At 46.4% G+C, this 12,304-nt stretch carries 7 protein-coding genes and 1 other annotated feature; of the genes, 2 read left to right on the forward strand and 5 right to left on the reverse strand.

Going from position 1 to position 12,304, the window contains the following annotated elements:
• Positions 1–4: 4 nt before the first annotated feature.
• The 5 genes from NST25_RS08160 to NST25_RS08180 form a co-directional block, all read right to left on the reverse strand.
• Positions 5–1,618, reverse strand: a complete 1,614-nt coding sequence (locus NST25_RS08160) for a sensor domain-containing diguanylate cyclase (protein ID WP_340393744.1) — start codon at positions 1,616–1,618, stop codon at positions 5–7.
• A gap of 413 nt (positions 1,619–2,031) precedes the next feature.
• Positions 2,032–3,204, reverse strand: a complete 1,173-nt coding sequence (locus NST25_RS08165) for an ABC transporter permease (RefSeq protein ID WP_139330124.1) — start codon at positions 3,202–3,204, stop codon at positions 2,032–2,034.
• A complete protein-coding gene (locus NST25_RS08170) occupies positions 3,201–3,899 on the reverse strand; it encodes an ABC transporter ATP-binding protein (RefSeq protein ID WP_340393746.1) in 699 nt (232 codons plus the stop codon). The genes NST25_RS08165 and NST25_RS08170 overlap by 4 nt, the downstream gene beginning before the upstream one ends.
• Positions 3,896–5,320 (reverse strand): efflux RND transporter periplasmic adaptor subunit, encoded by a 1,425-nt coding sequence (locus tag NST25_RS08175; RefSeq protein WP_340393748.1) that lies wholly within the window; start codon positions 5,318–5,320, stop codon positions 3,896–3,898. The genes NST25_RS08170 and NST25_RS08175 overlap by 4 nt, the downstream gene beginning before the upstream one ends.
• Positions 5,321–5,344: 24 nt before the next feature.
• On the reverse strand, positions 5,345–7,906 hold the full coding sequence (locus tag NST25_RS08180; RefSeq protein ID WP_340393749.1) for a hypothetical protein: 2,562 nt from the start codon (positions 7,904–7,906) through the stop codon (positions 5,345–5,347).
• 265 nt (positions 7,907–8,171) lie between these two features.
• Positions 8,172–8,457 (forward strand) — a binding site (T-box leader).
• Between the two features lie 60 nt (positions 8,458–8,517).
• On the opposite strand from NST25_RS08180, the gene pheS reads away from it, so the two are divergent.
• Both pheS and pheT read left to right on the forward strand, forming a co-directional pair.
• Complete coding sequence (gene pheS / locus NST25_RS08185) at positions 8,518–9,552, forward strand: phenylalanine--tRNA ligase subunit alpha (protein WP_340393750.1); 1,035 nt, start codon at positions 8,518–8,520, stop codon at positions 9,550–9,552.
• Positions 9,553–9,670: 118 nt separating this feature from the next.
• Positions 9,671–12,115, forward strand: a complete 2,445-nt coding sequence (gene pheT, locus NST25_RS08190) for a phenylalanine--tRNA ligase subunit beta (protein WP_076126389.1) — start codon at positions 9,671–9,673, stop codon at positions 12,113–12,115.
• Positions 12,116–12,304 lie beyond the last annotated feature (189 nt).

Raw genomic sequence — 12,304 nt, forward strand, 5'->3', positions numbered from 1 at the left:
GCTCTTATGGTTTTACAATGGTCTGGTTAGCTAACCCTTCGTCCACAAGCTCGTAGTAGAGATTGGCTTTATTGCCACCATGGTCTTTGGAGCGATACATCGCCAAATCGGCGGCACGCAGCAGTTCATTAATACTGCTTCCGTGTTCAGGAAATAAAGCGACTCCGATACTCGCGGAGGTATGGAAGCTCGACCCGTTATCAACAGACCAAGACTTGTTGAACAGTTTAAGTAACCGCTGCAGTGTTTCATCAAGCATCTCTGGAGAAGTGAATCGATGCAGTACAACTGCGAACTCATCTCCGCCGATCCGGAAGGCCTGACCTATTCCTTTAACCGTATGCTGAAGTTCACGGGAGAGCAGCTGAAGAAATTCGTCTCCAGCCAGATGGCCTAAGGTATCATTTAGCTGCTTGAATCTATCACAGTCCAGCAGGGCAAGCGCAATATTTTGCCTCCGTCCTTCGGGTTGGGTGATAAGGTTCTCCATATACATTTTGAAATGAGCCCTGTTGGGAATCGCTGTTAAATGGTCATAGAAGGCTAGCTTATGTAGTCGTTCTTCGTATTGTTTTCGCTGGGTAATTTCCCGAGATAACAGCATAAATTGTGCTGGGAATTTACGGCTGCCGAGAACAGGTGACACCTTAGTTTCAAGCCATACCCATTGGCCTTCTGCTCCGCGCATGCGCAGTTCAGAAATACGCGGAGTTCCCTGAACAACACTTTTTAATTTAGCCCAGGCAATTTCCGGTTCACGTATGTAGTTGGATAACGGATCTCCTTTTTTAGGCACATAGCCTAGAATACTGGAGTGTGAGGGGGAAGCATATAGAATCAACCCGTTGGGATCCGTCAAAATAATGAAATCAGACATGGTTTCACCGATAAGCTGATAGAGTGTTTGTTCTTCCAGCATTTCATTCTGGAGCCAGATGATTTTGCGTCCAAGGTAAATAATAACTAGGAGAAACACAAATAAGAGGAGTGAATAAAGAAAGAACAAAGCGCTTTTTTTATCTCCAAATCCATCCGTTACTTGCAAGGCGTAGTTGCCAATCAAGTCCTCTGCTTGATCGAGATGTGCCCTAGCTTCATTGAATTGCGAGTTTAGGGTGAGCGCAGAATATGAATCTGGGTTCCAGCTGCTCTTCGTCCGTTCTGTTATTAGCTTATACCCTGAATTTTTCCATTTGATAATGGTAGTTTCGAAGGAGCTGAGCTCGTTTTTTAATTCGGAAAGGATAATTCCACTTTGTTTCATATCACTGTAAGGGTTTTTTATAGCGTTGATATTTGATCTTGCTACACTTATTCGTTCCTGCGCTTGAAGATTATTATCTATAAACTCCTTAGTGAACTGTTCACCTTCTGCGGCTGTTAGGTTTGGACCCATTGCGATTTGCAAGGCTACAGCGGCTTGATGCAGATCACGATCCGCGCTCAGTATGAGCTTAGAGTTCTGATATATATCATCATAAAGAGAATCTGACAATCTATTAATCGTGTAATTTAAATAGAGTAGCGAGGCGACGCTGATCCCAACCAGAAGGACGGAGATTGCAGCGAAGACATAGAATAGTTTGCGTGTTACCTTGAACTCAAAGAATCCTGCCACAGTCATCTTCTCCCTGTATAAGATGATTAAGAAAATCTATTGCTGCTTAAGTAGAACCTGCAGAACGCAATCTATGGTCAGGCGTAATTTAATTCATTCACTGATGTTTGAAGGTGCTTTTGGGATAAAAGAGGTGTTGTATACATAGTGGGAAAACATAGGAAAGTGTACGTGTGAGTAAATGGTAGTTTCTAGTATATCAAGTATATAGGACGTGCTGCTTATAGAGCAATCTTTACTCAGATAATAATCAAAATGACAAAATTTAAAGTTTAGTGTATGGGCCTATTGAATTATCTATATTCAAACCGATGGTTCCTATTACCCAACTCGAGCATAAATGATACCTTTTACAGCTGCTGAAAAAAACTGCCCTTAGTCATCTTAATGACTATAGGACAGCTAATCATTCATTATTCGTTACGCAGTGCGTGAATGGGGCGAAGTCGTGCGGCTTTGTTCGCAGGCATCATTCCAAAAATCACGCCGATGAGTAAGGAGAAAATAAAAGAAATCAGTACCATATCCCAAGCAATGGAAACTGTAAGTGCAGAGTATTTCCCCAGCAGCCAACTGCCCGCGATACCAATGCCGACCCCAAGCACCCCACCCAAACCGCTGAGCACGATGGATTCAATCATGAATTGAGCGAGGATATCGAATTTTTTGGCACCAATTGCTTTACGGATACCAATCTCACGTGTTCTTTCATTGACAGATACGATCATGATGTTCATGATTCCGATGCCGCCGACAAAAAGTGAGATGCCTGCTATGCCTGCAAGCGCCATGGAAAGTGTATCTGTTGTGGAATTGACAGTTTCCAGCATTTCCTGAGAATCAAACACACTAAAAGCATTATCCGCATAATTGAATTTAGCATCAAGCGTACTTTCCAGTTTTTCTTTTGCAGCTGCTACAGTATCTGCTGAAGTTGTCTTAATGGTGATGGAACGTACGCCTTTGCTTTTTAATTGGCGTTCTGCCGTGCTTATAGGAATGAGTATGATATCGTCGTTGGAACCACTTAGACTGGAGCCTTTTGTTTCTAAAAGCCCAACGATTTTATAGCTAATCCCGTTTAACTGGACCTTCTGCCCTACAGGATTATCTGTACCGAATAAATCTTCGGCCGTACCTGAACCGATCAACGCTACCTTTTGCCGGTATTCGTTATCAATATCAAGCAAGAAGCGGCCTGCCTGTACATGAAAATCCTTTACCTCCTCATAAGAGGGGGTGATTCCTTCTACAGTTACACTAACGTTGTCTGTTTTATTCTTGGCTGTAGCATTGCCGCTGATCACAGGAGCTACATTTGCTATACCCTCTATATCCCCTAGAGCAAGGGCTTCCTCATAGGTGAGAGAGGTAGTCGCCCCACGGCCAGTAATGTTTACAGTGAGTTGGTTTGTGCCTAGTCCGTTTAGCTGCTCTGTGATCTGTGAAGTAGTTCCTTGCCCAACAGAAACAAGAATGATGACCGAAGAGACTCCAATAATAATCCCAAGCATCGTTAAAAAAGCTCTAACCTTACTGCTGTTGATGCTCTTCAGGGCCATTCGCATGCTTTGGTACAATTTCACCCCGCATTCCTCCGATCTTCCACGAGGTTGCCATCCTGAATACGAATAATCCGCTCCGCTTGTTTAGCTATTTCCAGATCATGTGTGATAAGGATGATGGTATGTCCTTGCTTATTTAACTCACGTATCATTTGCATGACTTCCTGTCCCGTCCGTGTATCCAGTGCCCCGGTTGGTTCATCGGCAAGTAGAATAGGGGGGGATCCCGCCATAGCCCGGGCAATCGCTACCCGCTGTTGCTGTCCTCCCGAAAGCTCAGAAGGGCGGTGATGCATCCGATCCTCCAGCCCTACTTTAATGAGTGCTTCCTGTGCTAGTTGTCTTCTTTCCCGATGGGAGAGGCCACGATAAATCAATGGCAGCTCCACATTTTCAATGGCTGACAGCTTGGGGAGCAGGTTGAAATTTTGAAAGATAAAGCCGATCTTCTCATTGCGGATCGTTGCGAGCTTATTGTCGGATAACTTGCGAACCTCTTGTCCATCTAGAAGATAACTTCCTTCATCGGAGATATCGAGGCAACCAAGCATATTCATGAGTGTTGATTTACCAGAACCGGAGGGACCAATAATAGCTACGAACTCCCCCAGATCAATTATAAAGGAAAGGCTATTTAAGACCGTCATGGTTTCTCCGGCCATTGTGTAGCCGTGGGACATGTCGTGAACTTCGATCAGAGGTGCTGAAGCACTCATCTGCCGCCACCTCCGCCACCACCTGGTGCGCTCCCCATACCACCAGCGCCACCTCCGGTGAAGCCGCCACCCCCACTAAAGCCACTGCCGCCGAAGCCAGCGCCACCCATACCGCCCATACCACCTCTAGTTTCCGTTTCCGTGCTGGTTGTTCCGGTTTTCGTAGAGATTACGGTAGGGATGATCACCTGGTCCCCTTCATGGAGTCCGCTGACAATTTCAATGCTGCTCTCATCATGGAGACCCACTTCGACAGTGACCATCTGTCCTGAGCTATTGCCGCGATTTCTTCCACCGGCAGCGCCGCTGCGAGCGTCAGGAGCCCCGCTGGGCATAGCGCCGCCGCGAGCGTCAGGAGCCCCGCTGGGCATAGCGCCGCCGCGGGCATCAGGAGCCCCGCTGGGCATAGCGCCGTCGCGAGCGTCAGGGGCACCGCTAGGCATTGGTGCTTGGCCCTCGCCAGCAGTTTTGGAAGTTGTGACTGAACCCGCTGCTAGAGGAATAGAAACTGTGTATTTTCCGTTTCTTTCTTGTACAGCTTCAATAGGTACTGTTAATACATCCTTTTTCTCAGCAGTGGTTACTGAAACTTCCGCAGACATTCCAACAAGAGCACCTTCGGAGCTTGTTAGACCTATGGTAACATCGAAGAGGGAAACACCGTTTGAGGCGGTGCCCTCATTAGCTATTTTCGTAACCGTTCCCTTGAATTCCGTATCAGGCAGAGCATCCAATGAAATAGTGGCAGGCATCCCTAGCTTTACAGTAGGAATATCAAGCTCATCCACCTGCACAACTACACTTAAATTAGCATAATCGGTAATGTCGATGAGTTCAGAGCCGTCCATGGCTTTTTCGCCGCTTACAATATTAACTGTCGTTACAGTTCCATCAATAGGAGCCGTTAACGGATCAGGAGGAAGCATATCTTCTTGGACAGAAGCTATTTTTTCCTGTTGCGCCGAAATGTCGGTTTTGGCCTTTTCAATCGAACGTTTGGCATTTGCCAGCTCATCTTCTGCTGCACCTGCCACGGCCAGCTTCTTATATTGCTCCTGCTTGTCCTCAAGATCGGTCTCAAGCGAGGCAAGTGAAGTTTGCTCCTGCTTGAGATTGTCACTCAGATCATTGCCTTCAAAGGTAATCAAAGTCTGGCCTTTTTTCACGAGATCGCCCTCTTTGACAAGAACCTCAGCTGCGGTCCCGCTGTCCTTCGTTTTTACTTTACCAGTTTCTGTAGCAATCACGGAGCCGGCTCCGGATACACTAACTACGATATCGCCCTTTGTAACGGTAGCTGTATTAATAGGCACTTCAGCGGCTTGACTGTTCTTATCAGGTAACAATGTATAAACCAGCATTCCTGCTGTGGCTACAACTACTACTCCAAGAGTCCAGAACACTATTTTTTTCTTCTTCATTTCTATCCTCCCTAGCTCATCATATTAATTGCCGGATGTATTGCTGGTGTCTGGATCTGTGCCAGAAGTAGAGTTGCTGTTCGAAGTCGTTGATGCCCCCTGATAAGTGACGACATAGGTTTGTGTTCCCAGCAGATTTCGATGGCCTTGGAATTCGTCGTATAGATTCAACCGGATTGCGCCGCCACCCAGTGTTTTGTACAGGCTGCTTGTGAAGGTTGTGGTGTACGACTTGAAGTTACCTAATTGTAGATCTGTGCCAAGTGTTAATGTTTTTTCCATGCTTTGTCCTAAGGGGTCAATCAGCTCCAACACCAGTTTGTGCTCGTAGGTGCCTGATTCATAAAGCGTGCTGGCTGACATGTTGTAGGTTAGTGCAGTGCTGAGCGTATCTTTACCAGCGGTGACGGTGGCGACTGCATTTGTAACGGATAGGGTATAAGGAAACATTTCCACGTTCAAAAGATTGCCTTTGGGCTCCACTCCCAGCTGGTTCAGTCCAAGTGATACCGTATTGATGTAACCCGTCGATTGGCCGTCAGGAGCGGTAAGCTTGCCTTCTGAAACACCCTCCCCGATATAAAGGACAAGGTTCGCTGGATCTATACCTAGAGGGAGCTTACTCCAGAGGGTGACCAGACTTTTTCCGTTAGGACTGGTGGAGGTTTTGGACTGGGTGACTTCGGCTTCATAATATTGATTGTCTTGTGTTTTGTAATAGGCTACGAGTTGAGCCTGTTCGGATTTACGCGATTCCTCACTGTTCATTTCTAGTTCTGTGTACAAGAGATTTGAATCTGTACCTGGGTACACGAGGGTCCGGCGTACAAGTAATTCCGCTTTTTTACCTTCAAGCTCAAGATGGAAAGAATTTTCAGCTGCAACACTCTGTACCCGGCTGTCCAGTTGGGTAGTACTTAGAGAAAGGAAGTTAAGCTTATTTTCACCTGAAGTTTCTTGCAGGGTGATTTTTAATTGATTGAAAGTATAGCTATAAGGAACATTGGCTACGACATACACAGCAGCCGATTCATTTGGACCGAGGATGGTTTGCGTACTTTCTGAGACAACCTGGGAAGTGCTGCTGATGTCACTTTCTCCAGCTTTGACGACACTTGTAAGCGCAGGAAGCTGAACAGAGGTTGATTTAGTGTTGCGGATGTTGATTTTAGCCACGATCTGGTCTTTGTCGGACCAAGGGAGTCTTTGAATGTTTGCAATTTTGACAACAAATGTACCGTGACTGTTCTCAATGGGGTATTCCGTGTCCTGCCAATTGTTAGTTTGCAGCGTGTAAGGGATCTGATAATAGGCGGTAGGAAAAATGATCTTGCCCTCAGCAGCCGGCTCAGTCATTTGCAGCTGCAATGTTCCTTGATTGAGTGTGAGTGGTACATCTGCGCTGAGTTCAATAATCTTTTCTTCAAGCGGTTTCAATGTTAGGCTGGCAAAACTCTTCGTATCTACCGGAAAGCTATACCCTTCAGCGGCTTTAATAGCAAGTTCATAGGCAGGCACATTCACTGCTTTGTTGCCGCTATTTTTGATGCGGAACTGTAGTGTCCACTTTGCGTTGCCATTGTCAGCATAGACGTTAGCCGTTTTCAACTGTGTTTCGACTGTATTATTGCTGATTGTAAGCTTCTTCGTGACATTGCTGGCTACGACAAGATCCGGTGTTGTTGCAGCGGGGAGATTGTAGGCGACAACCGGCAACGCTATTTTTAATGAGGCATCTTCTCCGGCAAATTGCAGCGCCATGTTGTCTGTCTTCATATAAGAAGGGATTTCCGTCAAATAGTAGATCGTCTTCTTTTCCTGAGGCTGTACTTTATAGCTGGTGCTGGTGTCATCAAGTGCGAGTTCAAATACAGATCCTCCAGCGGAAGCGAGGTATCCTTTAAGTCCAGTATCACTGAGCACCTTGGTTCCTTGATTAGTGAAGCTAACACCAACCTTGGCATAGACCTTACCGTTATATTCATAAATTTGCAGGCTCTCTGCCTTGGTGGTTACAGGGAGATTGTTTAGGGTGATCTTTTTACTCTGCCCTCTGGCGACAGCTTGTGAATATCCTGTTGGTACGGTGAAGTTCCCTAGCTTTTTTTGATAATCGGTGGTGTTGAAGTCCCATCCGTACAATGAAATTTTGACCCCGTTTAAAGAGGTGGATTTGCCGATGTTTACATAGTAGGTGATAGATTGACTGCTTTTCGCGGCAATGGATTTGATGGTTGCACTGCTGGTAATAGGGCTTCCTTGAATAACTGTACCGCCGCTAGTAGTTACTTTGGAGAAAAAGTCCACCAGATTGAGGCTAGCGTTGCTTCCATTAGAGTAGCTGAGTGTGTATGTAAGAATATTTCCGCCATCCTGAGTTAATAAGCTGACATCCGTCAGCTTTGCGCTGATGTTAGTCTTCAAGGCTATGGAGCCTAGTTTATCCAGAGCGGATACAGTAGCTGTTGTTGCTACTTTGGGGGATGTAGTCCCGGCCGAAGCGGCATGAGCTCCATACGCTGCAGATTGGCTAAGTACAGCTGTGCTTAGCAGCACCGCAGCTACTTTTATTCTCCGTACATGCATTTGATTTCCTCCCAATAGGATAGTTAATAGTCTGCGAAGGTGCACCCGAGTGGATAAGCAAGCCTTCCTAGTAATGGAAATTATCAAGCCCCGCTGAATGTTAGCTGAAAAAAAGTTGGAAAAATGGCTCTGAAGCTTAAAGCCAGCTTAAAAGAAGATAAAAATTAGCCTAATTTTGTCCAGCTTGTCAAAACGACAGATTTTGCATATAATAAACAGACATATCTCTTGTAGTAAAGAGATACCTGACAATTAGCATGAATTGTGAAATGCAGTGATGGAGAAGAGTACACAGTGCCTGACTTACAGGGAGGAGACGCCGCGGATTGAGAGCGTTTCTAAGAAGCAGAGCTGTCGAAGTTCACTCCGGAGCAGTTCCCTGAATTCCTTAAGCTGTCTAATAGGGAAGGGTAGGGGATACCGGTCACAGACCGTTATTTCTGTATAAAGTGAGATAGGTATCTGTCCAGCCAAAAGAGGGAATGAAGCTCTTAAGGGGAACAGATCAGCTTGTCTAACAAGGGTGGTACCACGGTCTTTTCGTCCCTTACCGGGAGGAAAGGCCTTTTTTTGTTGAACTAGACAATGATTGAAGGGGGCTGTACACGGCCATGAAAGAGAAGTTGGAAGCATTGAAGGTTGAAGCGCTGGCTAAGCTGCAGGAGGTTATGGATCCGCAGGTACTAAATGATCTAAGAGTGAAGTATCTCGGTAAAAAAGGTGAGCTTACAGAGGTTCTGCGCGGTATGGGAGGACTTAGTGCTGAGGAACGTCCGGTAATCGGGCAAGTAGCGAATCAGGTTCGCAGTGCTATTGAGGAGATTATCGGCGCGAAGCAGGAGGCTTTTCAAGAGCAGGAAACCCAGCAACGTCTGCAGGCTGAAAAAGTAGACGTAACCTTACCGGGTCGCCGTATGCAGCAAGGGGGCATTCACCCGCTTAGCAGAGTCGTACAGGAGATTGAGGATATTTTTATCGGCATGGGCTACCGTGTAGCTGAAGGTCCGGAAGTAGAGACCGATTATTATAACTTTGAAGCTCTAAATTTGCCTAAGAATCACCCGGCACGTGATATGCAGGATTCTTTCTATTTAACGGATGACCTGTTAATGCGCACACAAACCTCGCCGGTACAGATTCGTACTATGCAGGCTATGAACGGTGAAGCTCCGGTAAAAATCATCTGCCCGGGTAAAGTATTCCGCCGTGATGATGATGATGCAACGCATTCCTTCCAGTTCCACCAAATCGAAGGTTTGGTCATTGGAAGGAACATTCGAATGAGTGATCTGAAGGGCACCCTGCAACAATTTGTGCAGGAGATGTTTGGACCGAATACAGGCATTCGTCTTCGTCCGAGCTTTTTCCCATTCACTGAGCCAAGTGTTGAAGTAGATGTAAGCTGCTTCAAATGTGGCGGCGATGGCTGCAGACTATGCAAGCAAAGCGGATGGTTAGAAATCCTTGGCGCAGGTATGGTGCATCCAAATGTACTGAAAATGGGTGGCTATGATCCTGCTGAGTACAGCGGCTTCGCTTTCGGAATGGGTGTAGAGCGGATTGCAATGCTTAAATACGGCATCGATGACATCCGACATTTCTATAGTAATGACATGAGTTTTGTGAAGCAATTCAAGGGCGTTTAGTTTTTGTGGGCGCGCTGGCTGATAGTGGCGGAGAATGGCTTTGGAGCGTTCTCCCACAGGAAGCAGCGCGAACGACAGTGAAATAAATACATCTGAAACATAAAGGAAGTGAGCGGATATGAAAGTATCAACCGGATGGTTGGCTGATTATACATCGATTGAAGGAGTAACCGCCGAACAGCTAGCGGAGAAGATTACCGCTGCCGGCATTGAGATTGACGGCGTAGAGCGCCGCAATAAAGGTATTTCCGGCATCGTAACCGGCTATGTGAAATCAAAGGAAAAACATCCTGATGCAGACAAGCTGAACGTATGTATCGTGGATGTGGGCCAAGATGAGGAGCTACAAATCGTTTGCGGCGCAAAAAATGTAGCTGCAGGTCAAACTGTACCTGTAGCAATGGTTGGCGCAAAGCTGCCAGGACTGGATATCAAAAAAGCCAAGCTGCGCGGTGTCCTGTCGCAAGGAATGATCTGTTCGGCCAAAGAATTGGGACTGAATGATAAATTGCTTCCAAAAGAGCAACAAGAAGGTATTCTTGTGCTGCCTGAAGGGACAGAGATTGGTCAGGATATTTCCAAGGTCCTCGGCTTAGATGACGAGATTCTGGAATTCGATCTGACTCCGAACCGTTCAGATTGCCTCAGCATGATTGGTGCTGCTTATGAAGTAAGTGCAATTCTTGGGCGTGAAGTTAAATTACCTGATCCAAAAAGCGAAATGATTGAGATCAGTGGTCCTGCTGCGGATTCCATTTCCGTCAAGATTGAAGATGAAGAATACTGCAGCCATTATGCAGTTCGTTATATTGCAGGTGTTAAACCTGCACCATCACCGCTGTGGATTCAGAATCGTCTGATGGCTGCTGGGGTTCGTCCAATTAATAATATTGTGGACATTACCAATTATGTGATGCTGGAATATGGACAGCCGCTGCATGCTTTTGATGCAGATAAAGTACAAGGTGGAGAACTCGGCGTTCGTCTTGCCCATGAAGGTGAAGTTTTGGTTACACTTGACGGTCAAGAGCGTAAGCTAGAGCCGCAAATGCTCGTTATCGCTGATGGAGTAAAAGCTGTAGGTCTGGCCGGAGTAATGGGTGGACGGGATACAGAGGTTACTGCTGAGACGGTAAACCTTGTTCTGGAATCTGCTAAGTTTGATGGAGGAACGATTCGTAAAACCTCGCGTCAATTGGGACTTCGCTCGGAAGCCTCCCTTCGTTTCGAGAAGGAAGTGGATCCAAGTGCAGTTATTCCTGCATTGAACCGTGCAGCCGTACTGATTGCACGTTATGCTGGCGGATCGGTCCATGAAGGCATCGTGCAAGCAGGAACTGACGCTGTTCAAGAGAAGGTTCTCACCTTGTCCTTAGAGAAACTGAATCGTTATCTGGGAACGGATTTGTCCTTGTTGGAAGTGAAGACATTGTTTGGCCGTCTACATTTCAAATGTGGAGATACCGCACAAGGGCTGATTGAAGTTCAAGTCCCAACCAGACGTGGCGATATCAGCTATGATGTTGATCTTATTGAAGAAATTGCCCGCCTGTACGGGTATGACAATATTCCAACGACTCTAATTGAAGGAATTACAACGCCAGGAGCACTAACTCACAAGCAAGCGCTCCGTCGTGAACTGCGTCGCCTATTGTCACATGGCGGTTACCAAGAGGTGATGGGTTACTCCTTCATCCAGCCGCAACAAAGCACAATGTTCCCTGAGTTATCAGAAGGAGCAGTAGCGGTGAAGCTGGCTATGCCGATGAGTGAAGAACGCAGCGTACTGCGTACCAGCCTTCTACCACAACTCTTGGATATTGCCAGCTACAATACCAATCGTCGTCAAAGCGACTTGGCATTGTTTGAAATCGGCAACGTCTTCTTCACGGATGAAGAACAGTTGACTCGTCAGCCACGCGAACTGCCGGTGCTGGGGCTGCTGCTTAGCGGAAGCTTAACAGTGAAGCAATGGAATGTTTCGGCACAGCCTGTGGACTTCTTTGATTTGAAGGGTGCGCTGGAAACGGTATTTGCTCATTTAGGGCTGACCGATAAAATCGTCTATGTAGGAGATAGTCCAGAAGGATATCATCCTGGGCGTTCCGCGTCGGTATATTTACTCGGAAACGAGGGTCGTGTGAAGATCGGAACGATGGGACAGATTCATCCGGATCTGCAAAGACAGCTGGATCTGGTGGATACTTATGCGGCAGAAATTTTATTGCAGCCGTTATATGAAAGTGCGCAAAGCCGTTTGCAATATAATGAGCTTCCGCGTTTCCCAGGAATGGAGCGGGATATTGCTGTGGTCGTGGATTCCGCTGTACCAGCGGGCGATCTGCTAGCTTCCATCCGCGATAACGGAGGTTCTTTGCTCCAGTCCGTACAGGTATTTGACGTTTATACTGGTGGTAAGCTGGAGAATGGAAAGAAGAGCATCGCGATCTCACTGCTGTATCGTCATAGTGAACATACACTGACTGATGAGGAAGTAGGAGAGGTGCATGAGAAGGTATTAGCATCTCTTCAACAAACTTTTGGTGCAGAATTAAGAAAGTAGCAGGAATTGTGTAAAGCCGCAGCGAATCCATTTAGAAACTGAGATTCGCTGCGGCTTTTTCTAGGTAGAGTGCAAAGCGGAGAATATCAGCCATAATCTATTGAATATTAGGGATTTTGCCAAATGCTTACCAAAAAAGCTACAATAGAAGAAGTGAAACTAGCTTAGAATCCGCACACATACAAAGGA

The organism is Paenibacillus sp. FSL E2-0190 (assembly GCF_037992965.1).
GTDB classification, from domain to species: domain Bacteria; phylum Bacillota; class Bacilli; order Paenibacillales; family Paenibacillaceae; genus Paenibacillus_AQ; species Paenibacillus_AQ odorifer.